This window comes from Shewanella mangrovi (assembly GCF_000753795.1).
Classification (GTDB): domain Bacteria; phylum Pseudomonadota; class Gammaproteobacteria; order Enterobacterales; family Shewanellaceae; genus Shewanella; species Shewanella mangrovi.
The window spans coordinates 38,942-65,113 of sequence record NZ_JPEO01000004.1 but is presented as its reverse complement, the minus strand read 5'-3'; the positions used below and the strand labels follow the sequence as shown (position 1 = coordinate 65,113).

Sequence of the window (26,172 nt, the reverse complement as noted above, 5' to 3'; positions counted from 1 at the left end):
ATACGAATGTTTGATCAGACAACTCACACAGAAGCTCATCCGCTTACCGTAGGCAAAATCGAAACCGCTAACGGCACTATCAAGCCTCAGCTGTTGCGCGACGCAGTTAAACGCGCTGTCAGCAACTTCTTCAGCCAGTTAGATGGTCAAGAAGCTCAAGAAGTGTATGAAATGGTACTTTGCGAAGTAGAAGCTCCACTGCTTGATATCATCATGCAACACACCCGTGGTAACCAAACTCGCGCAGCGAACATGCTGGGCATCAACCGCGGCACTCTGCGCAAAAAATTGAAAAAATATGGCATGAACTAATTTTTAGTTCTTGTGATATTGAAGAAAAAGCCACTTCTAAGGAAGTGGCTTTTTTGTTGATTACGCACACGATACAAACTCAATAAACCGTCTATCGTTGATGCTTCCTTAAATCCTAAACCGATTCACAATCGAGATCAGCTTGCTATTAATTTGATTGATGTCTTCAGCACCATGAAGCGCCTTTTCACCATGTTGATTCAACGAAACGACGATGTCGCTAATCGCCGTCATATTCTTACTCACATCTTTGGTCACACAGCTTTGTTCCTCGGCAGCAGTGGCAATCTGTCCACTTAGCGCATTAATCTCACCCACAAATGAAGTCAATACATCGAGACTGCTCACCACGTTTTGCGAACCCGCCGCTGTTTCTTCACAGCGCTGTTTGGTATCCGCCATCGAGCGTTCCACTTTGCCACAACGACTCAGCAGTATCTCAATCGCTTGCGCAATTTCCTGAGTGCTGGCCGTGGTGCGACTTGCGAGTAAACGTACTTCATCGGCAACAACCGCAAAGCCTCGGCCTTGTTCACCAGCGCGTGCAGCTTCAATGGCGGCATTCAACGCCAGCAAGTTGGTTTGTTCGGCTACTTCGCCAATGACATTCAAAATAGTACTGATACTTTTGACTTGGTCACTCATCGCTTGCACGTCATCAGAAGCATTACGAACATCATTGATCAGCGCCGATACGGTATTTTGCGAACTTTCGACGATGGCTTTGGATTCGTCACTGGTACGACTGGCGCGATCAGTGATTTCGGCGGTATGGGAAGCATCTAGCGCCATCGAATTTGCGGTCGCATCCATCTCTTCTATCGCCGTCGCGATCTGTTCGGTTTCGGTGACATGGTGCTCCAAAATGGCACTGTTTTGTGCTGACTGTTCTCGAAGTCCGGCAATATTGACCTGCAGCTCTTCACTGGCCAATTTCACCTCTTGCATCATCTTTTGCAAACTCGCAATGAATTGATTCACGCCGTCGGATATTTTGCCAATGTCATCGTTTGATGAAACGGCGAGACGCTGAGTCAAGTCACCATTGCCACTGGACAGATCGCTGATGGTATTACGCAGCAAAATAATTGGGCGATACAGCACTTGGATCAGCAGAAATGCAATGAGGACACTGACACCAGTCGCAACTAAGGTAATGATAATCGCCTTGTTTCTGGCAGATGTTAACGCAGCAAAAATGGTGTTTTTATTCAAACCAATAGCATAAACCCAGCTTTTATTGCCGACCGCAATGCGCTTAGAGAATAGCAACTTGTCCTGCCCATCTAAGGTGTATTCTTGCACCAGATAATCGCTATTGATGGCTTTTTGAGCCACCTCACTGAACCAACTGAACGCACTGGCCTTTTTTCCCGAACTCAATGCAGGCGACGACGACGCTAAAATGGTGCTATCGCTGTTAAGCATGATACCAACCGCCCCCTCCATGTCATCAGAAGGTGCGACCAAGTTGTTGAGAAAGGATAATTCGATATCCACCGAAACCGTGCCATCCATGACCTTTTTCACAATAGTGATCCAATAGACGCCATCATTGCCCCCCTGATAGGGTTCAGAGACGGCGGCAGTTGCGGATTTCATAGCTTCTTGAAACCAAGGTCGCTGTGTTACATCCCCAGCATATTTATGATTTGGCCAACTATCACTTTGCTGGTTCCAATAGCCATCACCGTTGGTAAAGGCAATCACTGAGCTACTGGTATTGGCGGCATTGGCTAGGAACTGAGTGCGATCAATGATTTCCTGAGGACTGCCATGCAGGCTTTTATTGGCAAACTCCGCCGCCACTTTATTGATCGCCTGCACCTTATCATTCACAAGACTACTGGCGATTTCAGCGCGGTTTTCTACATAGACTTTGCTTTGCCGCATAATGGCATCGGTGAGGTTGGCTTTCTGCTCAAAATAGGAAACCGTACTCGCCAGCGACACAGATATCGCCACTAACAACAAAGTAGAAATCAACAGCGATGCTTTTAAGCCTACACCCTTCATATTACAACCTACCCACCCTTTGACACCTATCAACAAGAATAGTCGAAAAACCTTTTTCGCCAGTACAGGACACCATCTTTTAATTTCAGAAGGACGGATGATGAATAAGTTTTTGCTTATTCAAATGATTAGCCAATAATTTTGGCCGAGCCCACAAAGTTACCGATCTGTTGCTATATTTTGATAACTGCACCGATTACGGCAGCTTCTCCAAGCACGTTAAGCACAGCAAAAGCGTATTACTGCGCGCCCCCATAAAATATACGTCACACCATCTTCAGCAGAGGAGCTTGCTATGAGAAGTTTGTTCGCCGTCATGTGCGTGCTTGGCATACAGCCTTTTAGCGCAGTAGCTACCACTCTAGCTCTCAACGGTTATAACGACTATCCATTCAACGGCATCAGCTTGACGCAGAATAACCCTGCCTTGCAGGGCGTACTCGACTGGAATAAAGATACTGGCGTTTACCGTGGGCGATGGGCTGGCAGTATGGAACATTTTGACACCGATGTTGCGACAGATATCTATGCCGGATTTAGCCAAGCCATAGCTTCAAACTGGTCATTTGATGTGGGCGTGGCCAAATACTCTTATTGGGGAGCAGCAAGCAGTGAAACGCTGGACTATACCGAGACACTCGCGGCGCTCAGCTACCGAGAAACCAAGTTAACCACCGGATATGCCTGGGACTATTTTGGTACTGGCGCGGGACATTTCGTGGTGAAACTCGCACAAAACGTTCCCTTAACCGATAACGCCTCGCTCTATCTTGCCGTAGACCGCTCGCAGAGTCTGAATAAAGATAAATGGTCTTGGGAAGATTCCAATAACTATATTCATTGGGAAATTACCGGTAACTATGATCTGCGTGGCTTTAACTTATCGGCTGGCGTACACAACACAACGCTCTCCAGCTATGGTGATACCCGTTTGCTATTTGGCCTTTCGAAAACGTTTTCCTTTTGATGTTCTCAGCATTGCACTTACACAACAGCGCCAAAACATGCGCGAATAAAAAAGCCCTCAGTGTTCGAGGGCTTTTTTATTCATCTGTAAATGAACCTTTTAAGTCAGTTTGCTTATGAACCAACCGACTCGAGTTCTTGGTTGCGTTGACGTCCTTGAATACGGCTGACCAGCCACATCACGAAGCCACCCGCAAACAATATGGCTGAAATATAGCCCGTATCATTGGCAGCATAGCCGTTAAGAAAGATATAACTACCCGCAACTGGACCAATCGCATTCGCTGAGTTAAATGCACATTGTAATAGCGCACCAATCACCGCATGCCCCCCCTTAGCCACGCGCATCAGCATGGCTTGGATAACGGTAGTCAAACCTAAGCTAGCACCCAGCAGGAACACCACCAAGAACAGGAACCACACATTGGTAGCGGCCTGAACATAGGTAATCGCCAACACAATACAATAGAGCAACACCATGCCAGTAACCTTAGCCACCACGCGATCGCGCACGTGTCCGAGTAGCCAGTTACCGACGGTAGAACCTACACCAAAAATCACCATCGCAATGGAGATGTAGTATTCAGGCACTTTGGTCACCGACAGCATAGTATCGGCTAAATAGGTATAGAGGCAGAACACGCCGCCAAAGCCAATCACGCCGATACCGACAATCGGCCAGATCAGCGGATCTTTCAGTACTGCTAAATCTTTTTTCAATCCTTCTCCTTCAGCCTCCAACGATGGCAGCACCCGCCACAACAATAGACACGCGATAAAGGCACCCGCAGAGACTAAGACTAAGGCCCAGCGCCAACTGATGTTTTGCGCCAGCAATGTGGCCAGCGGCACGCCGACGATGGTGGCAATGGTGAGTCCCGAAAATACGCGTGACATATACAGGGTGCTGCGGCCTTCCGGCGCTAAACGCGCACCAAATAACAGCGCAGTACCAAAATAGGCGCCATGAGGTAAGCCACTTAAAAAGCGGAACAACACCATCTGTTCAAACGACCCCGCCAGCGCACTCAAGCCGTTGAAGGCAAAAATCATAGCGGCAAACAGCACCAACGCAGAGCGGCGATTCATTTTTGGCGTTAACATCATCAGCAATGGTGCGCCCACCACCACGCCAGCCGCGTAGGCACTGATCACCTGTCCGACTTTACCAGTGGAGACATTAAAGGTTTCGGCGATCAACGGCAGCATTGGCATCACCGAAAACTCAGTCAATCCCAATAGAAAAGTGCCGATGGCTAAAGAAAATAAGGTCAGGCCGATCGAGCTATGACTGATCACCTGCTTACCATTTGCGCTCATGAATACTCCCGAAACAGCAAAATAGACGACTCGGCGTATGAGCTAGGTATACGCCACGATTTTCTCGGTCTTGCGGCTGAAATCGTGATTCGCCAACATGAAAATGACGATATTTCAGCGATGGATGCGTTGAATATTGGTTATTTTACGCCAAAAATCCTAATACTAAAGTATTGGTTGAGCTTTTTAGTCAAGTTTGTGGTAACTAATTTTCACTGACCCATTAACACGCTCACATACACATCTCGCTGTATCAGCAAAACCGGATAAAGAGTGAATTAAAAATACCCACTGTGTAAGACCTAACCGATTAGCCAATATCAGTAATATCTCAGTAATCCCTAATCCTTAAATTTACTGTGGAAATTGAATTAGTTAGCGTGGGTCACCGGCTAATGATGCGTATGGCTTTGCAAAATCGGTACTGGAACGACGAAAAAATTCATTTGCTAAACAGCTATAACCTCTTCACCGATAAGGGGATTATGGTTTACACTAGCGATGTTTTGTTAACTTGATCACATTAGAATATCAAGATGTGACAAGCACACACCCTGCGTCGCAGCAAGGATAACGAAGCGACTTTCACAAGGATGGTGGCATCCACTCCACTATCTAAAAAAACAACTTAATAAAATTCATGAGGCAATGTGATATGAAACGCGGTTTATACAGCGTGCTCATCGCAGTGGTCGTCGTATTGGTTGGCTTTGGCGTTTATGCCTGGCATCCATCGATCGCTCCGATAACGCCACCAGCCAAGGATCAGTTTTCATCGGACATGATTGCAAAGGGTAAGGTTTTAGCAGCGGCAGGCTACTGTAGTACTTGTCATACTGCGCCAGGTGGCAAGCCTTTCGCTGGCAACTATGAAATGCATTCTGATTTCGGCACTATCTATTCCAGCAACATTACGCCAGACCAAGCGACAGGGATCGGTAACTGGTCAGAAGAAGCTTTCATTCGTGCCATGCGCACCGGTGTGAGCCGTGATGGTAGCCATCTGTTACCGGCGTTTCCTTTTGAACATTTTAACAAGATGAGCGATGACGATATCAAAGCCGTTTACGCTTATATCATGTCGTCTGTTGCACCTGTGCAGCAAACCAAGAAAGAGAACGGCATTCCGTTCCCATTGAACATTCGCTTCCTGCAAGCGGGATGGAAAATGCTGTTTGCTGACACCAGTGATTTCAAACCTAACAGCGACAAGTCGGCCGAGTGGAATCGCGGCGCTTATCTGGCGGAAGGTATTGCCCACTGCGGTGCTTGCCATACCCCACGTAACGCCCTTGGCGGTGAAAAACGTGATCAAATGTACAGCGGCGCGGCCATTGATGGCTGGATCGCACCATCGCTGACCGCCTCAAGCACTTCACCACTGAAATGGCGCGAACAAGATTTCTTTGAATATCTGAGCACAGGTAACTCTCCATTCCACGGCAGTGCCGGCGGCCCAATGGCGCCAGTGGTACATGATGGTTTGGCAGCACTGTCTAAAGACGATATCAAAGCCATCGCCACTTACTTTGCGGATAAAGCCGGTAACGTGAGCGAAGACCCTGCACAAAGCCCAGCGCTGACCAAAGCCGTAGCAGCGCAAAAATTGCCAGATCTGCGTACGCACCAAGGTGCCCGCTTGTATGCTGCATCTTGCCAATCTTGCCACTACAGCAAGCAAAAACTGGTGAAAGGCCGTCCATTATTGGCCTTAGGTTCAGCAGTTCATTTGCAAGATCCAACCAACCTCATCAACGTGATTTTGGATGGTTTCCGCGCCAATCAAGGTATCAAAGGCGTGGTTATGCCAGCCTTCCGTGATGCACTGAGCGATGAAGATATCACCGCACTGGCTGCCTACCTGCGTCAAGCCGCAGGTGAACAACCTTGGCCAAACCTAAAACAGCGTGTGGGTGAGATCCGTCGTCAACCCCGTTTTGAGCAATAATCACGGGAGAAGTGAGTAACATGGCTAAATTTATTTTGAACGGCAAGCCAGTGGCTGTCGATGTAGACGGTGACACTCCACTACTGTGGGTTATCCGTGATGAACTGAACATGACCGGCACCAAATTTGGTTGCGGTATTGGGACTTGCGGTGCGTGTACTGTACATGTGGGTGGCCGCGCGACCCGTTCTTGCACCACACCACTCTCTGCTGTCGAAGGCGCTGAAATCACCACCATTGAAGGTCTGTCTGAACAAGGCACTCACCCAGTGCAAGTGGCTTGGCAAAAGCAGCAAGTACCACAATGCGGTTACTGCCAATCAGGTCAAATCATGCAAGCTGCGGCGCTGCTGAAAGATATTCCAAATCCAACCGATGAAGATATCGACGCAGTAATGAGTGGCAACATCTGCCGCTGTATGACCTACGTTCGTATTCGTGAAGCGGTACGTGAAGCCGCTAATACCATGAGTATGCAGGGAGGCAAAGATGAGCAGACTGCCTAATAAGGACAACGGCACTGGCATGACCCGTCGTGGCTTTTTGGTCGCGATGACAGCCGCAGGTGTTAGCTTTGGTTTCCCTCGTGCAGCGTTTGCGGCAATGGACCCAGCGACAGATGATGGCAAACCATTGCCAAATGCATCATCTGTGTATGAACCATCACTGTGGTACTCCATCGATAGCGATGGCAAGGTCAAAGTGAACATCATCCGCGCCGAAATGGGCCAACACGTAGGTACCTCTATCGCGCGTATTCTGGCTGATGAGCTGGAAGCGGATTGGGATGATGTCGAAATCATCCACGTTGATAGCCACAAAAAATGGGGCCTGATGGTCACCGGTGGTAGCTGGTCAGTATCACAAAGCTGGAACATCTATCGTCAAGCGGGTGCCGCCGGCCGTACCGCACTGATTGAAGCCGCAGCTAAGCTGTGGGGCGTACCAAAACGTTTGTGTCATGCCAGCAAAGGCCAAGTGATTTGCGGCAAAAAATCTATCGGTTATGGCGAGCTGATCGCCCAAGGCGTTAACCGCCAATTCACCGAAGATGAGCTGAAAAAACTGGAGCTGAAGCCAAATGAAGAGCTGAAGCTGATTGGCCAACAAGTGCGTGGCTTGGACATCAACAACAAAACCACCGGTCAAACCGTGTTTGGGATTGATGCCAACATTGAAGGCATGGTGTACGCCGCGCCAATTTTGCCGCCAACCCGTTACGGCTCAAAAGTGTTGTCAGTCGATGACAGCGCCGCCAAAGCGGTTAAAGGCTATCAACAATTCATCACCTTGGATGACCCAAGCAACACCGTACCCGGTTGGGTGGTGGTTTTGGCAAGCAGCTACTATGCAGCCAAAAAAGCCTCTGAGTTGGTGAAAGTAGAATGGCAAGCTGGCCCAGCGGCGAAAGTCTCTGAAGCTGACATCATCAACCACGGTCGTGAGTTGCTGAAAGATGTCAGCAAAGGCGCAATTTTGGATACTGGCGATACCAACACTGATCCCGTATTTGCTAAAGCCGCATCCACCATCGAACACGAGTACATCACCGATACCGTACTGCACGCGCAAATGGAACCGCTGAATGCTACCGTATTCCAAAATGAAGATGGCGTATGGGAAATCCACTCAGGTTGCCAATGGCAATCACTGACGCTGCCAGTGGCAGCAGCAGCGTTGCAAGTACCGGAAGACCAAGTGGTTATTCGCGCTTACATGCTCGGCGGTGGTTTCGGCCGTCGTTTGAACGGTGACTACACTATTCCAGCGGCGCTGGCGTCTAAAGCGCTTGGTGGTAAGCCAGTGAAGTTAGTGTTCACTCGCGAGCAAGATTTGCAGTTCGATAGCCCGCGCTCTGCCTCGCTGCAGCAGCTAAAAATGGCCTTTGATGGCGAGAAACATGTACTCGCGATGGAACACCACGCAACGGCTGGCTGGCCAACCGAAGTGATGATCCCAGTGTTTATGCCGAAAGGTACCAATGGCCAACCGTACGATCCGTTCTCCATCGCCGGTGCGGATCACTGGTACAACGTCGGCGCACAAAAAGTGCGTGCCGTATCGAATGACTTGGCCAACGACACCTTCCGTCCCGGTTGGTTGCGTTCAGTAAGCCCAGGCTGGGTAGGTTGGGCCGTCGAAAGCTTTATCGATGAAGCCGCACACCACGCGGGCGTTGATCCACTGGCGTTTCGTCTAGAGCACTTAACTGCTGAAGGACGTAACGCAGGATCAGGCCCTATTGCTTCGGGCGGCGCTAGCCGTCAGGCGGCTGTACTGAAACAAGCCGCTGAAATGATCGGCTACGGTAAAGAGCTGCCAAAAGACAGCGGCATCGGTATCGCTTCTACCTTCGGTCAAGAACGTGATATGCCAACTTGGGTCGCCGTAGCGGTACAAGTGAAAGTAGAACGCGACACTGGCTTAGTGCATGTTGAAAAACTGCATGTAGCGGTTGATGCGGGCATCATCGTTGATCCAAATGGCGCTGAAGCACAATGTCAGGGGGCCGCGCTTTGGGGTCTCTCAATGGCACTGTATGAAGGCACCAAGCTGGTAAACGGTAAGTTCAGAGATCTCAATTTTGATACTTACACGCCGCTGCGTATCGGCCAAACCCCTGAGGTGAAAGTTGAGTTCGTGAAGAATGACTACGCGCCATCAGGTTTGGGTGAACCTGCGGTAACCCCTGTTGCCCCAGCGATTGCCAACGCCATCTACAATGCGGTTGGTGTACGTCTGCGTAAGATCCCAATGACACCAGACGACGTGAAAGCGGCCCTTAAAGCCTAGTGTTTCGGCCCGACAAAGCGTCGGGCTTGTTTCATCTTTTGTATGGCGTGATCGGCGCATCACGCCAATGAATTCAGGAGCTGTTCTATGTCCTATCTCTCGCAACCACTCGATGCTCGCGTATTACAACAAGCGATCAACTGGGCTGAATCAGTACCGGTTTGGCTGTGTACCGTGTTACATACGTGGGGTTCATCGCCGCGTTCACCGGGCAGTTTGTTGGTGGCGACCCAAGATGGACGCCAAGAGGGCTCCTTGTCTGGCGGCTGTGTTGAAGAACACTTTATCAAGCAGATTGCTGATGGCCGCTGGCAACAAGCATCGCAAGTGGTACGTTACGGTGATGGCGAACTCGCGCCAGAAGTCACCCTGCCCTGCGGCGGTATTTTAGAGATTCTGATCGAGTATCTGCCCGCAGGCGAAGCCACTATCGCTTACCTGCAACAGCAGTTAAATGCGGTGCAAGGCTATCAAGCGATTCGCAAACAGTTGCAGTTACCGAATGCCTGTGAGCACATTGTCGAAGAAGATTTTGCCGGCACTACCGCCGCCATTACCTATCAAACACCGAATATCGATATTCGTATGGCGGCCGCACCACGCTTGCTGGTCGCGGGTTACTCACCGGTAGCCCATTACTGCATGGAGTTTGGTCACGCGCTGGGTTTTGAGGTGGTATTGCTAGAACCGCGCGCGAGTGTGGTAGCGAACATTGAACAACTGCCTGCTGGCGTACGTTTGCTAGAAACCTTTCCGGCCAAGTATCTGGAACAGCAGGGCTGCCACGCCAATACCGCGATTGTTTCGCTGACCCACGATCCACGCTTAGACGATCTGACCATGATGGAAGCGATCAACACGCCAGCATTTTATATCGGCGCTATGGGCTCTAGTCGCAACAGCGCTAAACGCCGTGAACGTTTAGAGCGCATTGGCGAGCTGACTGAAGCGCAGCTGTCACGCATTCATGCCCCGATTGGCTTAGCCATTGGCAGTAAGACACCAGCAGAAATTGGCTTAGCCATTATGGCCGATATCGTGCGTATCAAGAATTTGGGACACATGAACGCCAAGCCAGTCGTACAAGGCACACTGAATCAACTCGCGCCTTTGACTGAAGAAGATGGCGCCAGCTGCGCCATTTAATGACTAATGCGCAGGTAAGTCGGCGTCTTTAATAACGCCGCTATGGCCAGCCAAGCGAACAAGTTTGCGGTTATCCAAGATCTGACGCGCGCCTTTATCGCCCGTTAACTGACTGAGTGGCGCAAAATAGCCTTTGCCAAACCCCACCGGATGCCCCGGCACTTCCTCAAACATCATCCGTGCTTGTGCATCATCAGTCGTTAACGCTGCTGCAACCTGCTGATAATCATCACTTTGCAACCACCCCATATCAGCAGGCGCGATTAACCAGCCATCCCAATCAGCGCTATCACGCACGCCAGCCGCAATGGTTTCACTGGAGCCGTTACTGTCGATTAAGCTCACTTCAGCTCCAAACTGTTGCGCTAACGCGATAATCGCTGCCTCGCCGGGCCGAGTCACTAATCGTACCGGCAACCCCGAAGCCACAGCTTGCGACAGTGAAAACGCCAGCAGCGGCACCTGATCACCATTTTTGTTTGGATACATAGCTAACAGCTTATTACCTTCACCACCAGCAGCCGAATAGCGTGCTCCTTTACCCGCGGCTAGCAATAAAATACCGACCTGTTTTTGGACTCCCAATGCGCCTTCCCTTATCCCACCATTACTCGTCCACAGACTAACGTGGATTAGGGGTTAGCTCTATCAATTTTCCACGCGACGCTATCTTCCCTAGCAATAATTTAAAAATAATTTTGCGATCCGTGTAATAAAAACGACACTGTAAACGACAGATGTATGAATTCAGCAATTTGCTGGCTCTCATCGCCACTCCTGCCCGCTTTAACGCAACGGATATGGCGGTTTAACTTATCGACGATCGAGGAAGGAACTATGAATCAAGTTAAAGTATCAACACTGGCATTAGCATTAAGCGGTTTAGCGGCTGCCACAGTCGCCAGCGAAGCTAACGCCAATCCGTTTAGCATGACGCAGCTCGCCAGTGGCTATCAGCTCATGACGCCAGACGGTGGCGACAAAGCCAAAGAAGCAAAATGCGGCGCTGAACAGAAGATGAAAAAAGATGGTAAATGTGGTGCCGAGAAAAAAGCCATGAAAGAAGGCAAATGCGGCGAAGGTAAATGTGGCGCCGACAAAGCCGCGATGAAGATGGAGAAGAAAGACGCCAAGGAGATGATGAAACAACAAGGCGATAAAATGAAGGAAGGCACCTGTGGCGCCGACCATAAGATGCAGCATGAAGGCAAATGCGGCAACGAAAAAGGCATGGAGAAAAAAGCCGAGAAGAAGCCTGCCACCCCGTTATAACCACAACCCGCCTAGCTAAGAGGAACAGCAATGATGCGTTCCTCAAAGCTACTCAAGGAGAAGCCCATGAGCGTGCCACAAGGTGCTGGACTTGGCCTAAGACGTTCCATGATGGAAGAAGTACTGCAGAGTGAGCAACGACCTGACTTTTGGGAAATCGCGCCCGAAAACTGGCTTAAACTCGGCGGTAAATATGCCAAGCAACTGCGTCAGATAACGGCGCAGCAATCTGTCATCTGTCATGGTCTGTCACTCTCAATTGGTGGGCCTGAACCACTGGATATGACGCTGCTCGCCCAGATCCGCAATTTTATGGCGGAGCATGGTATCAGTGAATATTCCGAACACTTGAGTTATTGCGATGCCGCAGGCCACCTATACGATTTGCTGCCAATTCCCTTCACCCACGCTGCAATCCGTCATTTGGTGAGCCGTATTCAGCAGGTGCAAGAGTTTTTCAAACAGCCTCTCGTTCTTGAGAATTCCAGTTACTACCTAATGCCTGGCGCAGAGATGAGCGAGCTGGAGTTTATTCTGGAGGTGCAGCGCCAATCCGGCTGCCAGCTGTTATTAGACGTCAACAATGTGTATGTAAACGGCAATAACCATGGCTATGAGCCACTGGCCTTCATTCATGCGCTCCCAAGCCATGCTATCCGTTATCTCCATATTGCCGGGCACTTGCGTGAAGATGACGGGTTGATTATCGACACGCATGGCACCGAGATTATTGATCCGGTGTGGCAGTTGTTGCGACAAACCTATCTGCACCATGGCGTGAAACCAACGCTATTAGAACGCGATTTCAATATTCCACCGCTTGCCGAATTAATGACTGAATATCAGCAAGTAAAGCAGTTGCAACAGCAAGTTCAGGAGTTGGCCCATGTCAGCTAACGAGATGAATTTTATCGACCGCGAATATCAACTGGCGGCACATTTGCGCGATAGCCGCCAACCGATTGATAGCGCTTTAGATAGCCGCCGAGTGGCCGTGTATCGAGAACTGACGCGCAATAACATTTATGGTTTTATTGATAACACCTTCCCACTTACGCGACAAATTCTGGCAGATAAGTGGCCGAGTTTGTTAGATGAATTTGTGCGGCAACATCGCTGCAGTAGCCCGCTGTTTTTAGATATTCCGGCCGAATTTTTAGCCTATATGCAGCAGCATTATGCTGACGGCTTCGATGACAAACCTTTCATCAACGAATTGCTGCATTACGAATGGATTGAGCTGGATATCGCCACCAAACAAGCAGAAGACTTATCACCCTGGCATAGTGACAAAGACGCAATATTGCACTGCTCTCAAGCCGCAGTCGCACTGAGTTATCGCTATGCGGTGCAACATATCGCGGTTGATCAGCTACCACAGCAAGCGCCTGAACACGCCACACATCTGCTGGTCTATCGCGATCATGACGATGAAGTGACGTTTATGGAGATATCCGCACTGTTAGTCATCGCGTTGCAGTTACTGACAAATAGCGCTGGACTGACGATGGAACAGTGGCTGGCGCAACTTTCTCAGCACTGCCCGCAGTTTCCTGCAGATGTATTAAGTCATGGTCTAGGCGCGATTATGCCTGAACTCAGTCAACGCGGCATTATTGGCCTCGCAACAGAGTACGACGCGCCTTAAGGAGCACATCATGAATCCGTTAAATTTCGCTGATTATCGCTATCAGCGCGGGCTTGCTACTGCCCAAAAGCTCGATTTTCTCGCCCCTCTGTTGCTGCGTTTTTACCTTGCGCCCATCTTTATTCTGGCGGGTTGGCATAAGCTCAGCGACCTCGAAAGTACGGCTTATTATTTTGGTGAATACCTTGGGCTACCGTTCCCTGAATTGATGGCGCTGTTGGCAGGCACTGCCGAATTTGTTGGTGGCATAGGATTACTGCTGGGGCTTGGGGTCAGAATCTTCGCTCTGCCACTAATGATTACCATGGTGGTAGCCGCCGTGACTGCACACTGGGACAACGGCTGGCATGTATTACCAGAGACCCAACTTACCATGCCATGGGAATGGCGTGGCGATCTCATCGATGCAGCCAGTGAACGCAAGCAAACCGCGATTTCACTACTACAGCAACACGGCCATTATGACTGGCTCACCGAAGCGGGAAGTTTCACCATATTGAAAAATGGGATTGAGTTTGCCGCCAGCTATTTTGTGATGTTGTTGGCACTCTTTTATTTAGGTGCCGGACGCTTTATCAGTATCGATTACTGGCTCAGCAAATTATCGCATCGGCATCACGAACGTGTAGTACCAGCGACACTGTAAACTAGCCGCTCATCTAGCCAATAGTAGAGTGTTTATTCGCCAACTTGAGGAGTAACCTGTAATCGATATCTCTTTTGGAACAGTGACTGTTCCGTGTCAGTTATAAGGAGCATTTTCATGGCTAACGTATTGATTATCGCTGGTGATTTTGTCGAAGATTATGAACTGATGGTGCCATTTCAGGCGCTGCAGATGGTGGGGCACAGTGTTAGCGTAGTTTGCCCAGACAAAGGTCAGGGAGACACCATAAAAACCGCTATTCACGATTTCGAAGGTGACCAAACCTACACCGAGAAACCGGGACACCTGTTCAGTTTAAATGCTGACTTTACCCAAGTGACCGCCAAAGATTTTGATGGACTACTGATCCCTGGCGGACGTGCACCAGAATATCTGCGTCTTAACAGCAAAGTTATCGCCCTCGTTAAAGCATTTGCAGAACAACAAAAACCCATTGCCGCCGTATGCCATGGCGCACAGTTGCTCGCTGCAGCCAACGTGATCCGTGGCCGTTCAATTTCAGCCTATCCAGCATGTGCACCAGAAGTACAATTGGCGGGTGCCGACTATGCCGATATCAAAGTAACTGATGCCATCACCGATGGCCAATTTGTTACTGCGCCAGCCTGGCCTGCACACCCTGAGTGGTTAGCACAGTTTAATAAGTTGCTGGGCTAACCCGCAGCTAAATCTCACAAGATACCATTGCTGATGCACTAACAGCGGTCACGTTAGACACAAAAAATCCGGTGAGCCTACCTCACCGGATTTTTATTTAGCGTGAATAATGCCTGTGACAAACATTACTCGCTGCTGAGCAAGCAACGTTATTTAGAGGTCGATACTCCTACCTGCATAAATTCACCCTGGGCACTGATGCTTTTCACGCGGATCACTGTGCCGGTATTAGGATTTATCACCCCCGCTGCAGGTAACTCAGGGTTCCAATACTGCTGCATATCATCAAAGATAGAGCTCGCTGGTAAGCTAGGATGCCAAGATGGCTGACTTCTATAATGCAGTTCCAGTGCATCGGTATCTTCTAGCCCAAAGGTAGAGTCAAAGGTCTGCACGCGTAAGCTCCAGGGACCTCCATCGGCACGATACATGACGTCCGGATGAGCATCAATCGGCAAAATGAGGCCTGAGCCTGGATGCTCGCTGGTATTGTTGTCGTCCGCTGAAGTATCCCAATAGCTGATAAGCAGACCATCCTGATAAGAAAAATGCTCTACCCAATCATAAAGCTCAGGATTATCCGTAAAGCCAAAGTTGTACGGACCATCTCTCAAACTGGCATCGAAGCCGCGATAGTTACGATACTCTGCAATATAAGCATTAAAGAACTCGCTATAAGAACTTCCTGAGGTCAATTCAAAGCCGCTATATGCCCAGCCTTGTGCCGCCTCGGCATCTTCAAGGGCAATATCAGTAATCTGAATATCATCAACCTGCAAACCAGATTCCGCTACCGCCTCATCGGTGACATAACGGAACCCTAGTAACACATCGCCAGCGTAAGCGGATAGATCCGCCGTTAACGTCATCCAGGTACCGTTGCTGCTACCAGTGATGCCATTACCCAAGTTATTGCCATTCGGGTTATAACTGGTAGAAAAGTTGGTCAGCACCGGTTGCCAGCTCACGCCACCATCAGTAGAAACTATGAGGTAGGCATAGTCCCAATCCAATTCGATACTGAATTTGACTTGAGCAGATAAGGTCGCATCAGCAGGCAGGCTAAATGCCTTAACCATGGCGTTATCCAACATATTGCCCTGACCGCTGTACCAGAAATAATCCCCAGCAAATGGCGTTCCGATGGTCGACTCCACTTGCTTATTAGGCAACAACACAATTAGCGCTTGCGCCTGCTTAGTATTGGCGGTTGCTGGTCCGAGCTTATGTTCAGATTTCGCGCCAGACGCAGCCACCTCATAGTTTAACCAGCCAAGCTGCAGCTTTTCCCAAGCGCCCATATGGGTTGGCTCGGTGCCGATACCATCTTCTGGCTTACCACTATTTCCATAGGAGCCTGATGACATCAGCGTCCAAAATGCAGTCGAGTTTTGTCCACCGGCGGTGTCGTATAGATCCGGTAAGCCTAGATCATGGGCGAACTCATGGGCAAACACCCCAACGGCACCATTTTCAGGTTCAATGGTGTAATCACCAATCCAGTATTTAGATGCACCAATTTGCACACCGCCATAAGGCACTTGCGTGCCGTTATCCAGCACTGGACCTCCAGCGTAGATTGGCGTCAGCTGCACATACCAGCGATGACTCCAAATGGCATCACTCCCCAATTCGCCACCGCCCGTTTCTTGTCCCTCGCCCGCGTGAACGACTTGGAAATGGTCGATATATCCATCGGGCTCGTTAAAATTGCCATCGCCGTCGTAATCGTAACGATCCCACACATCAAACTGACTAAGATACTCTTCTATCTCGGCGGCCGATTTTCCAGCATCAAGTTGGCTTTGGTACCAAGCATTTACACTATCTTGCACAAACAACCAAGTAGTCTGGCAAACGGTGCTGCCACAATAATCACGACCATAATGCGCGGCTCTGTAGGGGACTTGCACCCAGTCGGTCACATCGCCATTAACGGTGTAACGATTAGAGGAGAGCTCGATATAAAAATTGCGCATCGAGATAGCACCCGGCGCTTCAGAAAAGAGCAAGTCTTGAAAATGCGCCTGACTAAAATCGGGCTTCCAAATAGTGGTATTGTTTACGCTACGGTCCGGCTCGGAAATTTGATTATGCAATGGGCCTGGCTGTTCACTCTGCAGCACACCGTAAGGAGACTGAGCGTCACCAAATTCTGCAATTACAGTCCAGATGCGATCTTCGCCCTCGCGGGCTAGTTCAACAAATTGTCCTTTGGCGACTTGGTGTATTTTTTTGGCTTTCTGTTTTTTAGACAGCTGTTCAGTGAGTGCCTGTTGACGCAACTGCCGCCGTTGCTGTTCTAGAGGATTAGGCAAGTCATCTTTGTGTTTTGCCTGCTTTACTTGTGTATCAACAGGTGCTGCATGCAGTAACGTTGGCAGCGAGACCAAACTGGCAAGCATGAGGCTTGCCGAGCTAATAATTAATTTCCTTTGAATTGGCATAAATAAATCCCTAATTAACACTTCACATAATTACTTCTCCCGCCGTAACTGACGCCATTTCGACACATTCAGCACGGCAAATAAATGTCCTACTGCTTTACCAAGACCTGATAAGACTAGACGAAGACGCCAACAATTTGCGACACCAAAATTAAACTATTTATTAACTAATTTTTAACCTTTTAATCTATATAAGGTTTTCATGAAGGGCATTTAAAAGGATTACAACCAAGCGGAGGGGATACGCACATTTACGCGCAACAAAACCGTCAAGCCAGTGAATGAAGCACTGGCCGACAGACTAATCTTTACCTTGTTGTCGCTGGTACTCGCGCGACAGCTCTCTGAGAACAGATATCTGTGAACCAAAATTAGTGCAACCGCGGCAGACCAGCAGATGGCATTTCAACGATACCTTTTCGCCAAAATGTAATGGTCGTTCTAACTGTTGCGACAGTAGTTCGGTTGCTCTTTTGCAGGTGATGATCATAGTTACACCTCCTGAAACCATTTGTTGGTTAAGCATTCGCGCAGACGAATGCGCGCTCTATATAACATGACGTACAGATTACTGTGGCTAATATTATGTAGCTGACAAATCTCATCAGCTTCTAACTCAACAAATTCACGCATCATAAACAGTCGTGCTTGTGCCTCAGGCAAATGCGTTAAACACGTCTCAAACACCTGCCAGAAGTCTGCTGATAATGCCGATGCCGCAGGACAATGCCACGCTTGCGGCGCTTCTCCACTCTGCCAATGCTCTCTGCGATCGAACATCAGCTGTTCCATCGTGTTGGGCTCAGCTAACTCACTAAGGTTAAGTTGTCGCTTTTGCGCCCGCAGCACATCCACAATTTTGTGTTTGAGAATGCCAAACACCCAGGTTTTCACTTGCGCACGTTGTTGGAAATGCTCAATATTTTTCAGCGCGCCGAGTAGGGCTTCCTGTACGGCGTCTTCTGCTAATTGTTCATCCCGCAACTGCAACATGGCGAATTTGAGCATCTGCTGGCGCAGCTCAGCGATCTCCGCTTGGTCGATTTGGTCTGACACAGTGTTAGTCACCTTAGTGGCAATCTTTGACGCGCTAGCAACCGTTAGTCGCGTTGAAGAACAAAATTCTTACACACATAATGCCATGAAAACGTTAAATTGCGATTCAATCACCGACATGACCACTAATCGTTAAAAGCAAACTGATTTGACTGCGTGTCATCCTGCTTCATACATTTTTGGGCAATCTCTGGGCGTAGTTCAGCAGCAAGCTTGCCAGACTGCAGCAATTGCAACCAGTGATCATATTCTGGAATATGCGCCTGTTTATCCTGTTTGATGATATTGGCGTAAGCTCGCAACATACTGCTGACACCGGCTAACTGTGTCTTAAATTGATCGTTTTTGCTGTTCGGATGCTGCAACTGAAAAGCAGCATTGCCAAAAAATGACTGCACCAATAGTTCGTTGGCATATGGCAGGTGTTCTCGACTCGGTATTGGGCCAAGAATGTCGCAGACATTAATCATTACCGCGTCACTTTCTCTCGTCCAGTCAAACAGTTGTTGGCGTAAACCATCGGCCTCTTGCGCTAGCGGTCGTTGTTCAAGTTGTTGCGTCATCGCAATCACATCTGCGGCTTGCAACTGCAACGGTTGTGCCTTGAGTGGCGAGCAGCTCAATATCCATAAGCCAATGACCGAACAAACTAATTTGGTGATGGTGTTCAACTTAGTCTCCTTGCGCAGCAACATTCATACGCGTCCAAAAATCTAGTCACCCATGCAGTAAAAGTATGCTTTAAATCTAACGGTTGTTAAGCAACATCAGCATGACGGATGACTCATCATAGCGTTAAACGACGTGCTAGTTACCGAGGTTAAACCGATTTAATCAAAGTGCTGACACAGAGGTGCCTTGGCGTTAGCCACGAACAACAGCCGTTATCCCCCCTGAAACACACCGACCACATCAAGGCAGCAAAAACGCTAAGCCTCAATTGATAATAATTCTCATTAATCTATATTATGGAGTAACTCTTCTCGGTTGGGAGAATCATAATGGCGAGAACAATTAACCTAGCGATCAGCGAAGCCAAGCTAGCGCAATTGATGTTAGCAGGTGAAGTGTGTGCGGCTGATATCTGCTGTTTAGATGCAGAATCGAAACAGGCCGTATGGCGTCTGTGCCTGTGGTGTTGTGCTAGACGGACAAGTTGCCATCACTGCCAGCAGCCTTGTAATAATGAGGCTTCCACCTCACAAGCCGCGACACTAGGCACTACAATTATTGCAACAACCACAAACAGGACTGCTACGGGCAAATCCTAGCAACACGAGTTGTATTGCTGCTTAGCGGTGTTTTATTGCGACAGCTAGGGTATAGTTTGCTCATTGTTTTTATCAGCCCATAAATAACCCACACTGTTATGAATGAGAACCTGAAAAAACTACAGCAGCTAGAGCAAGAAAACGCACGCCTGAAACGTGAAAATGCGCGGCTGCAGGAAAAGCTCAACGCAGCCTTGGACGGCACAGGCTTATGTTTGTGGGAACATCATCTGCCCAGCGGGCAACTCACCATATTCAACATGGAATGGGGCAAAATGCTCGGGTTCAATTCACAAGAACTGGAAGCCCATTTCGATATCTGGAAAAGCAAACTGCATCCTGACGATTACGCCGAAGTTGTTGGTGCTTTTGAAGATCATCTGGCCGGCAAAACCAGTTCTTACCAAGCAGTGCATCGCATGCTTCACAAAAATGGTAGCCATAGTTGGGTCGCTGATCGTGGTCGGGTGGTAGAGTTTACCGAGGATGGCACACCTTTGCGTGTCATGGGCACGCATATCGATATCACCCAAGAAAAACGCTACGAACTGGCACTGGCAAAACTGGCCAGTACCGATCCACTCACTGGCGTATTAAACCGGGCTAAGTTGGAGCAGGAATTTGATCAACTCAACCAAACTCAGGTGAAACAACGGGCGGTGTTGATCTTTATCGATTTAGATAATTTTAAGTCGGTCAATGACCAATTGGGTCATCAGGCAGGCGACAAGGTGTTGATGCTAGTTGCGGAATGGCTTAACGAACTCGCCCCCGCTAACACACAGATTGCCCGCATGGGCGGTGACGAGTTCGTTATGCTTAGCTGTTGTTGTGATAGCAACACCGTCAGCGGCTTCACGCAAACATTGCTTAAACGCGCTGAACAAGCCATCAAGCTGGACAATGGCACAGCCAAAATCGGCTTTAGCATAGGTGTCTGCGAATTCGCTATTCCCTGCAACGATTTCAACGCTCTTTATCAACTGGCAGATAACGCCATGTACCGGGTGAAGAAAAACGGTAAGAATGGCGTCGCCTATGCCACAGTGGACAGTCTTAACACCGCATCAGAAAATGCGTAACCTCAATATTAAGACTGCACATTGGCGCTAGTCAGCGCGGTAAACGCAGCGGCCCGCCACATAAGTTGCCGCCACGTTGCGCTCATCCCCCAGCATCATCAGCGCAAATAAACTATCTTCCAGCCCCTTAGCGTTTTGCATTCTCAGCCGTTGCACATCGGTTGCCGCCCAATCGAGCACCACTAAATCCGCTTCGCTACCGATCGCCAACGAACCAATTTTATCGTCTAGGCTAAGCGCTATCGCACCTCCCAGTGTCACCAGATAAAAGCCATCTAAGGCGGACAACTTTTGTCCCTGTAGCTGCATCACTTTGTAGGCATCGCACAAGGTTTGCAGCGGTGAAAAGCTAGTGCCAGCCCCAACATCTGTGCCTAAACCGACGCGGACCTTATCGCAATGAGCACGGGCCAGTGGGAACAAGCCGCTGCCGAGAAACATATTGGAGCTAGGACAAAATGCGATGACAGAATCGGTGTCACTAAAGGCTTGCCACTCCTCATCTGTTAAATGAATCGCATGGGAGAAAATTGACTTAGGGCCGCTCAATCCAAAGCGCTGATAAATATCAAAGTAGCCATCGCATTCGGGAAATAACGATTTAGCCCACTCAATTTCATTTTTATTTTCTGATACATGGGTTTGCACATAGGTATCTGGGTATTCCGCATGTAGCTGCCCTGCTAAGGTAAGCTGCTCCGCCGTCGAAGTCGGCGCAAACCTTGGGGTAATGGCGTATTGCAAACGACCACGGTTATGCCATTTTTCAATTAAGGCTTTGCTTTCAGCATAGCCAGATTGTGGGGTATCGAGCAGGTAATCCGGCGCATTGCGGTCCATCATTACCTTGCCCGCAATCAACCGCATGTGCCTTTCTTCTGCTTGCTCAAAAATCGCATCAACCGACTGCGAATGCACGGTGCCAAACACCAAGGCCGAGGTGGTGCCGTTTTTCAGTAGCTCGTTAATCACAAACTTGGCAATCTTGCTGGCGTAGGTTTTATCGGCAAACTGTTGCTCGGTAGGAAAGGTATAAGTATCGAGCCACTCCAATAACTGCTCACCGTACGCGGCAATCATCTCGGTCTGCGCATAATGAATATGGGTATCGACAAAGCCCGGCATAATGAGCTGACCGGAACGATCTTCTAAGTGCGGATACTTGCTTGCATCATCAGCGTGATAATCTCGCAACTCCACAATGAGACCATGCTCAATCACCAGTAAACCATCGGCAAAATATTGATAGCTTTGCGCTGGCGTTTCCACTGCTGCAGGATTGGCAATAAAGTGCAGAAAACTACCACGAATGGCGTGATTTTTAGCAAAAGGGTGAGCACTGGCGACAGCTGGCTCTATCGACGGGATCGACATAACAAGACTCCATTGAATATTAAAATACCAATGGTTTTTGACTTAGCAGCCTCACATCAAAGCGCTAAGCCCTTGTTAATCGATGTTTGTATAACAACCGAAAACCATAAAAAGCGGCAGTATCATAGCGATATTTATGCCAATAGTTAACTGGTTATTTTTGTGGGTATTTCGCGTGGGGACACCACAACGCGCTGATACACATTAGTGCAAACAGCAACAAGACGAACCAATCTAGTGCATGCGAATAAAACAAAACAGCCAAGCCCCAAGGCTTGGCTGCTACGCTAACAAGCGTGTTTTAGCTTAGCGGTTCAACAGAGTGGCAGGTAGCACCTGAATATCATCAAGGGCATCTTTGCCTGAAATACTACCGCCAACAATCACCACCTTATCACCGACTTGCGTAATGCCTTGGTTACGCGACGGGCGGAACGGAATGTTCTTGAGTTGCTGCCATTTCTGGGTATTGAAATCGTATTGCATGACCAATTCCAGCTTACGCTCATTACCAAAGGTCAATAGCTTATCGCCCACTACAATAGCGGACTCATAGCTGATGCCAAAAGGTAAACTTTCGAGGCGTTGCCACTTATCGGTTTGGGGATCGTAACAAGCAAACATGGGCAGTGGATTCACAAAGTTTTCGCCACCCACGATATAGATCTTACCTTGATAAACCACCGCCTTGGTTTCCGCAGCTTGTGGCATATCAGCCCCTTGCGACCAAGTTTGGGTATCCAAATCCAAAATATCGACTTTGGCACTAGCCGCGATTCTGAACAGAGGTTTTTCCACCACTGTTGAACCACCAATCACGTAAATTTTATTGCCTACACGCACCGCTGCCGTGGAACGGCGTGGATGCGGCAAATCGCGGCCATATAATACTTCGCCACTCTCAGTATCAAAGACTTCAACGGTCGGATTGGTCACGTGACCTTGTAAGCGAAAACGGGTTGTCCCGCCCAATACATAGATATGACCCTGACCATCGCTGACCGCTGAGCCATACGTCCGCGGCATCAACTTGGTACTTAACTCGCTGACGCTATTTTGCTGCAGGTCGATTTTTTCAATCACATCACGCGGCCCTTGCGAATTCTGACCACCGATAACGTACACCTGATTATCAACCGTCACCGCAGCGGGCGCATTACGCGGCAAATTAAGGTTAAGTTGGCTGGTAGAGATGTTGCTGCATGCCCCAAGCATGAGCGCACAGAGTGAAAAGGCGAGTTTCTTCATTGTCATATTCCCTTATTCTCCAACGAGACAAATTCCATGTGCTGTTAAATTGCGAAACAGCGAAGTGATCGCTTGGTTAAGCATGCTTCATTTGACACTTTTTTGGTAGTAAACTTTGTAAATATCTATTTTGTTACCAATGTGTTACGTAAAGCACGCTTCATTTTTTCGCTGCAATCCTGTGCCTAACTGGCTGCCGAACACGGCACACAATTAGCGTACCTAGGCGACTAAATAACAGCGCATGCTTTTAATAAGCAATCTGCAAGATATTGGGTGGCAGGCCCAGCAGAACGGCGATTTTTGACCAATAAATACAACGGAATACTGTAATCAACCGGCTTTTGCTGGTTGATCTCGCGCAGCTCACCATTGGCTAAAAACGGCGCCACACTGTGCGCTGGCAAACTGCCGTAACAGATTTTGGCCTTAATCGCGGCAATGGCTGATTCCACCGAATTCACTGCCCACTGCTGCTGATTGATATTGGCCATCAAGGCCATCTCTTGTCCCACGCGCTGATAGTAGATCTGTTTATATTGCAGCAAAGCTTCATTGGCGATTGGCTCGCTGTGCTCGGTAAATATGGGATGTTGCGCCTGCGCCACGCTGATCAGCTTAACCTCTAACAGTTTCGGCCCCGGCAGCAAGCCCGCCTCAGATACGGAAATCGCGATATCGCAAGCGCTGTCGTCACTGGGCTGCAACCGCATCCGTTCATGAATATGCACTTGGGTCGCCGGATAAAGCTCTGAAAACCGAGCAATGGCTTGGAACAACACATCTTTTGGGAAAATGCTCTCCAGCGATAGATGAATATTGGCCTCAATCCCTTGGCTCAAAAAATTGGCCTTTTGCTCAACGTTCTCAAACTGCTGCAGAAGTGGCACCACATCGTTCAGCAGTTTTTGGCCGATATCGGTCAATTCACAGCGTTTGCCGTCCATTTTGATCAGCTTAACGCCGAGCTGTTTTTGCAGCTTGGCAATTGAATAGCTCACGGTAGATTGGCTGCGATTCAACTGCTCTGCCGCCGCCGTGAAGCCACCTAATTCAAATACAGTCTTAAATGCTAACCATTGCTCTAACGTTGTTTTATACACGGGATTTTTAGCACCTATACTTTCTGCCACACCAATGATTACAGCCCAGCCACACTATCTAACATTTAGATGGATTACGCTAATATTTTGATTATTTGATTCAATTTACTAATGGTAACCTAACGCCAAATTTACCGAGATGCGAGCGACTTATGCGTAAATATTCCCCTACCCCAGTCAATTTCAAAGGCTTAACCGCCTTGAGTTTGCTGGCAATGTTTGGTTTCAGCAGCCAAGCGTTTGCTAACGATGATGTTGCCACAAGTTGTGAGCAGCTGACCCAAGTGGCCATTCAAAATGGCCATATCACCGAAGCCCACATGGTGGCGCCGGGTGATTCCAGCAAAGACCCATTCCGCATGTTCACTGGCAGTAGCGATACTACCTTTAAACTGCCAGAGCACTGCGTAGTACGCGGTGAAATTGAAAAACGTACTGGTGCCGATGGCAAAACCTACCGCACCCAATTTGAAGTGCGTCTGCCAACCAAATGGAGCAAACGTTTTATGTTCCAAGGTGGTGGCGGTACTGACGGCTTCCTTGCTAACGCACTTGGCACCATTCCTAGCGCAGGTTCAACCGCCCTGCCAGCCTTGGCACGCGGTTATGCGGTCGCTTCCATGAACGGTGGCCACGATAGTCCAGACCCAACCTTCGGCCTCGACCAACAAGCGCGTATTGATTATGCCTATGCTGCGCTCGGTAAAGTTACCCACGCCACCAAAGCGATTATCAGCACGTACTACAACGCCGAGCCAGCACACTCCTACTTTATGGGTTGCTCGAACGGTGGCCGTGAAGCGATGATGGCGGCGCAACGCTATCCGCTAGAGTTCAACGGCGTAGTTGCCGGTAACCCAGGTTTCCACTTAAGCCGCGCCGCAGTAGCAGAAGCATGGGACACCCAATCATTGATGAGCATCGCGCCAAATAAGGTACTGGCCAATGCGCTGACTCAACAAGATTTAGACTTGGTTAGCAACGCTATTTTGCAGCAATGCGATAGCTTAGATGGCGTCAAAGACGGCATCGTCGCTAACTACATGGCCTGTCACTTTACGCCTGACACCCTGCGTTGTAGCAAAAAAGATGGCCAATGCTTAGCAGACAACAAAGTTGATGTGCTGCAAAAAGTGTTCAGTGGCGCCGTAGATAGCCAAGGCAACAAACTCTACAACAGCTGGCCGTATGATACTGGTGTGAACGCTCCGGGCTGGCGAGCATGGAAGCTAGGTACCTCTCAAGACCCAGCGAAACCAAATGCGCTGAACACCCACTTAGGCGCAGGTTCCATGGCGTTTTACTTTCTGACACCTGCGAACCCTGATTTCAATCCAATGACGTTCAACTTTGATACTGACACACCGCTGACCAACGAAACCGGTGCCATCAACGATGCTACATCTACCTACCTTAATAGCTATGTAGCTAAAGGTGGCAAAATGATTATCTTCCAAGGTTTGTCAGACCCAGTGTTCTCTGCCGACGATATTCGCGATTGGTATCTTAAAGCACAACAAAACACCGCCAAAACCAGCGATAAGGATTGGGCGCGTTTGTTTATGGTGCCAGGCATGAACCACTGTGGCGGCGGTCCAGCGTTGGATGACTTCGATCCACTGACTGCCATCCAAAATTGGGTAGAAAAAGATGACGCCCCAAGCGCATTGAAAGCCCAAGGTAAAGCCTTCCCAGGTAAATCAATGCCAATCTGTGCTTACCCACAAACTGCCCAATACAACGGCAGCGGCGATGTAAACGCATTTGATTCTTACACCTGTAAATAATCAAAACTGCATCTAATTGTTTGTTATAAATAGAAAAAAGCCAGCATTTTTGCTGGCTT

23 protein-coding genes are annotated in these 26,172 nt (G+C 48.9%); 13 read left to right on the top strand and 10 right to left on the bottom strand.

Annotated elements, in window-relative coordinates:
* The first annotated feature begins 6 nt into the window (after positions 1–6).
* Entirely contained in the window at positions 7–312 is a 306-nt protein-coding gene (gene fis, locus HR45_RS07745; protein WP_037441607.1) for a DNA-binding transcriptional regulator Fis, read from the top strand.
* Positions 313–420: 108 nt separating this feature from the next.
* Here fis and HR45_RS07740 read toward each other — a convergent pair whose 3' ends face one another.
* On the bottom strand, positions 421–2,328 hold the full coding sequence (locus HR45_RS07740; RefSeq protein WP_037441605.1) for a methyl-accepting chemotaxis protein: 1,908 nt from the start codon (positions 2,326–2,328) through the stop codon (positions 421–423).
* Positions 2,329–2,623: 295 nt separating this feature from the next.
* On the opposite strand from HR45_RS07740, the gene HR45_RS07735 reads away from it, so the two are divergent.
* Positions 2,624–3,295: a TorF family putative porin gene (locus HR45_RS07735; protein WP_037441602.1), complete on the top strand. Its 672-nt coding sequence runs from the start codon at positions 2,624–2,626 to the stop codon at positions 3,293–3,295.
* A 113-nt stretch (positions 3,296–3,408) separates the two neighbouring features.
* Here the strand turns inward: HR45_RS07735 and HR45_RS07730 are convergent, their stop codons facing one another.
* Positions 3,409–4,614 (bottom strand): MFS transporter, encoded by a 1,206-nt coding sequence (locus tag HR45_RS07730; RefSeq protein WP_037441599.1) that lies wholly within the window; start codon positions 4,612–4,614, stop codon positions 3,409–3,411.
* A 655-nt stretch (positions 4,615–5,269) separates the two neighbouring features.
* Between HR45_RS07730 and HR45_RS07720 the strand changes: the two genes are divergently transcribed.
* The 4 genes from HR45_RS07720 to HR45_RS07705 all read left to right on the top strand — a co-directional run bounded on the left by HR45_RS07720 (position 5,270) and on the right by HR45_RS07705 (position 10,501).
* Positions 5,270–6,562, top strand: coding sequence for a cytochrome c (locus tag HR45_RS07720; RefSeq protein WP_037441595.1), 1,293 nt, complete (start codon positions 5,270–5,272; stop codon positions 6,560–6,562).
* Positions 6,563–6,582: 20 nt separating this feature from the next.
* Positions 6,583–7,068: a (2Fe-2S)-binding protein gene (locus HR45_RS07715; protein WP_037441594.1), complete on the top strand. Its 486-nt coding sequence runs from the start codon at positions 6,583–6,585 to the stop codon at positions 7,066–7,068.
* Positions 7,052–9,355, top strand: a complete 2,304-nt coding sequence (locus HR45_RS07710) for a xanthine dehydrogenase family protein molybdopterin-binding subunit (RefSeq protein ID WP_037441592.1) — start codon at positions 7,052–7,054, stop codon at positions 9,353–9,355. The genes HR45_RS07715 and HR45_RS07710 overlap by 17 nt, the downstream gene beginning before the upstream one ends.
* A gap of 87 nt (positions 9,356–9,442) precedes the next feature.
* Positions 9,443–10,501, top strand: a complete 1,059-nt coding sequence (locus HR45_RS07705) for an XdhC family protein (protein ID WP_052074592.1) — start codon at positions 9,443–9,445, stop codon at positions 10,499–10,501.
* A gap of 3 nt (positions 10,502–10,504) precedes the next feature.
* On the opposite strand, the gene HR45_RS07700 is transcribed toward HR45_RS07705, so the two are convergent.
* Positions 10,505–11,086 carry a nucleotidyltransferase family protein gene (locus HR45_RS07700; RefSeq protein WP_037441589.1) on the bottom strand — a complete coding sequence of 194 codons (582 nt, stop codon included), beginning with the start codon at positions 11,084–11,086 and terminating at the stop codon, positions 10,505–10,507.
* A 252-nt stretch (positions 11,087–11,338) separates the two neighbouring features.
* Here HR45_RS07700 and HR45_RS07695 point away from each other — a divergent pair, with 252 nt between their 5' ends.
* The 5 genes from HR45_RS07695 to HR45_RS07675 all read left to right on the top strand — a co-directional run bounded on the left by HR45_RS07695 (position 11,339) and on the right by HR45_RS07675 (position 14,745).
* Positions 11,339–11,773 carry an HvfA family oxazolone/thioamide-modified RiPP metallophore gene (locus HR45_RS07695; protein ID WP_037441587.1) on the top strand — a complete coding sequence of 145 codons (435 nt, stop codon included), beginning with the start codon at positions 11,339–11,341 and terminating at the stop codon, positions 11,771–11,773.
* A 66-nt stretch (positions 11,774–11,839) separates the two neighbouring features.
* A complete protein-coding gene (locus HR45_RS07690; RefSeq protein WP_037441585.1) occupies positions 11,840–12,670 on the top strand; it encodes an HvfB family MNIO-type RiPP peptide maturase in 831 nt (276 codons plus the stop codon).
* On the top strand, positions 12,660–13,421 hold the full coding sequence (locus HR45_RS07685; RefSeq protein WP_037441583.1) for an HvfC family RiPP maturation protein: 762 nt from the start codon (positions 12,660–12,662) through the stop codon (positions 13,419–13,421). Before HR45_RS07690 ends, HR45_RS07685 begins: the two co-directional genes overlap by 11 nt.
* A 10-nt stretch (positions 13,422–13,431) precedes the next feature.
* Positions 13,432–14,067, top strand: coding sequence for an HvfX family Cu-binding RiPP maturation protein (locus HR45_RS07680; protein WP_037441581.1), 636 nt, complete (start codon positions 13,432–13,434; stop codon positions 14,065–14,067).
* Between the two features lie 117 nt (positions 14,068–14,184).
* Positions 14,185–14,745, top strand: coding sequence for a DJ-1/PfpI family protein (locus HR45_RS07675; protein WP_037441579.1), 561 nt, complete (start codon positions 14,185–14,187; stop codon positions 14,743–14,745).
* 149 nt (positions 14,746–14,894) lie between these two features.
* Here HR45_RS07675 and HR45_RS07670 read toward each other — a convergent pair whose 3' ends face one another.
* The 4 genes from HR45_RS07670 to HR45_RS07655 form a co-directional block, all read right to left on the bottom strand.
* On the bottom strand, positions 14,895–17,150 hold the full coding sequence (locus tag HR45_RS07670; RefSeq protein ID WP_156104037.1) for an immune inhibitor A domain-containing protein: 2,256 nt from the start codon (positions 17,148–17,150) through the stop codon (positions 14,895–14,897).
* A 343-nt stretch (positions 17,151–17,493) separates the two neighbouring features.
* The gene (locus HR45_RS07665) at positions 17,494–17,682 is read right to left on the bottom strand and encodes an anti-sigma factor family protein (protein WP_206537892.1); all 189 of its coding nucleotides are present in this window, start codon (positions 17,680–17,682) and stop codon (positions 17,494–17,496) included.
* 2 nt (positions 17,683–17,684) lie between these two features.
* Complete coding sequence (locus tag HR45_RS07660) at positions 17,685–18,248, bottom strand: sigma-70 family RNA polymerase sigma factor (protein WP_206537891.1); 564 nt, start codon at positions 18,246–18,248, stop codon at positions 17,685–17,687.
* A 125-nt stretch (positions 18,249–18,373) separates the two neighbouring features.
* Positions 18,374–18,919: a hypothetical protein gene (locus HR45_RS07655; RefSeq protein ID WP_156104036.1), complete on the bottom strand. Its 546-nt coding sequence runs from the start codon at positions 18,917–18,919 to the stop codon at positions 18,374–18,376.
* Positions 18,920–19,617: 698 nt separating this feature from the next.
* On the opposite strand from HR45_RS07655, the gene HR45_RS07650 reads away from it, so the two are divergent.
* The gene (locus tag HR45_RS07650) at positions 19,618–20,601 is read left to right on the top strand and encodes a diguanylate cyclase domain-containing protein (protein ID WP_037441569.1); all 984 of its coding nucleotides are present in this window, start codon (positions 19,618–19,620) and stop codon (positions 20,599–20,601) included.
* 27 nt (positions 20,602–20,628) lie between these two features.
* On the opposite strand, the gene guaD is transcribed toward HR45_RS07650, so the two are convergent.
* The 3 genes from guaD to HR45_RS07635 all read right to left on the bottom strand — a co-directional run bounded on the left by guaD (position 20,629) and on the right by HR45_RS07635 (position 24,326).
* Positions 20,629–21,975 (bottom strand): guanine deaminase, encoded by a 1,347-nt coding sequence (gene guaD / locus HR45_RS07645; protein WP_037441567.1) that lies wholly within the window; start codon positions 21,973–21,975, stop codon positions 20,629–20,631.
* Between the two features lie 306 nt (positions 21,976–22,281).
* On the bottom strand, positions 22,282–23,223 hold the full coding sequence (locus HR45_RS07640; protein WP_037441565.1) for a Kelch repeat-containing protein: 942 nt from the start codon (positions 23,221–23,223) through the stop codon (positions 22,282–22,284).
* Between the two features lie 230 nt (positions 23,224–23,453).
* Positions 23,454–24,326, bottom strand: a complete 873-nt coding sequence (locus HR45_RS07635) for a LysR family transcriptional regulator (RefSeq protein ID WP_037441562.1) — start codon at positions 24,324–24,326, stop codon at positions 23,454–23,456.
* 152 nt (positions 24,327–24,478) lie between these two features.
* Here HR45_RS07635 and HR45_RS07630 point away from each other — a divergent pair, with 152 nt between their 5' ends.
* Complete coding sequence (locus HR45_RS07630; RefSeq protein WP_052074590.1) at positions 24,479–26,113, top strand: tannase/feruloyl esterase family alpha/beta hydrolase; 1,635 nt, start codon at positions 24,479–24,481, stop codon at positions 26,111–26,113.
* Positions 26,114–26,172 lie beyond the last annotated feature (59 nt).

Coding starts and splice junctions, on each gene's coding strand:
- fis (WP_037441607.1), top strand. CDS start 7: ATGTTTGATCAGACAACTCACACAGAAGCTCATCCGCTTACCGTAGGC.
- HR45_RS07740 (WP_037441605.1), bottom strand. CDS start 2,328: ATGAAGGGTGTAGGCTTAAAAGCATCGCTGTTGATTTCTACTTTGTTG.
- HR45_RS07735 (WP_037441602.1), top strand. CDS start 2,624: ATGAGAAGTTTGTTCGCCGTCATGTGCGTGCTTGGCATACAGCCTTTT.
- HR45_RS07730 (WP_037441599.1), bottom strand. CDS start 4,614: ATGAGCGCAAATGGTAAGCAGGTGATCAGTCATAGCTCGATCGGCCTG.
- HR45_RS07720 (WP_037441595.1), top strand. CDS start 5,270: ATGAAACGCGGTTTATACAGCGTGCTCATCGCAGTGGTCGTCGTATTG.
- HR45_RS07715 (WP_037441594.1), top strand. CDS start 6,583: ATGGCTAAATTTATTTTGAACGGCAAGCCAGTGGCTGTCGATGTAGAC.
- HR45_RS07710 (WP_037441592.1), top strand. CDS start 7,052: ATGAGCAGACTGCCTAATAAGGACAACGGCACTGGCATGACCCGTCGT.
- HR45_RS07705 (WP_052074592.1), top strand. CDS start 9,443: ATGTCCTATCTCTCGCAACCACTCGATGCTCGCGTATTACAACAAGCG.
- HR45_RS07695 (WP_037441587.1), top strand. CDS start 11,339: ATGAATCAAGTTAAAGTATCAACACTGGCATTAGCATTAAGCGGTTTA.
- HR45_RS07690 (WP_037441585.1), top strand. CDS start 11,840: ATGAGCGTGCCACAAGGTGCTGGACTTGGCCTAAGACGTTCCATGATG.
- HR45_RS07685 (WP_037441583.1), top strand. CDS start 12,660: ATGTCAGCTAACGAGATGAATTTTATCGACCGCGAATATCAACTGGCG.
- HR45_RS07680 (WP_037441581.1), top strand. CDS start 13,432: ATGAATCCGTTAAATTTCGCTGATTATCGCTATCAGCGCGGGCTTGCT.
- HR45_RS07675 (WP_037441579.1), top strand. CDS start 14,185: ATGGCTAACGTATTGATTATCGCTGGTGATTTTGTCGAAGATTATGAA.
- HR45_RS07670 (WP_156104037.1), bottom strand. CDS start 17,150: ATGCTTGCCAGTTTGGTCTCGCTGCCAACGTTACTGCATGCAGCACCT.
- HR45_RS07665 (WP_206537892.1), bottom strand. CDS start 17,682: ATGATCATCACCTGCAAAAGAGCAACCGAACTACTGTCGCAACAGTTA.
- HR45_RS07650 (WP_037441569.1), top strand. CDS start 19,618: ATGAATGAGAACCTGAAAAAACTACAGCAGCTAGAGCAAGAAAACGCA.
- guaD (WP_037441567.1), bottom strand. CDS start 21,975: ATGTCGATCCCGTCGATAGAGCCAGCTGTCGCCAGTGCTCACCCTTTT.
- HR45_RS07640 (WP_037441565.1), bottom strand. CDS start 23,223: ATGAAGAAACTCGCCTTTTCACTCTGTGCGCTCATGCTTGGGGCATGC.
- HR45_RS07630 (WP_052074590.1), top strand. CDS start 24,479: ATGCGTAAATATTCCCCTACCCCAGTCAATTTCAAAGGCTTAACCGCC.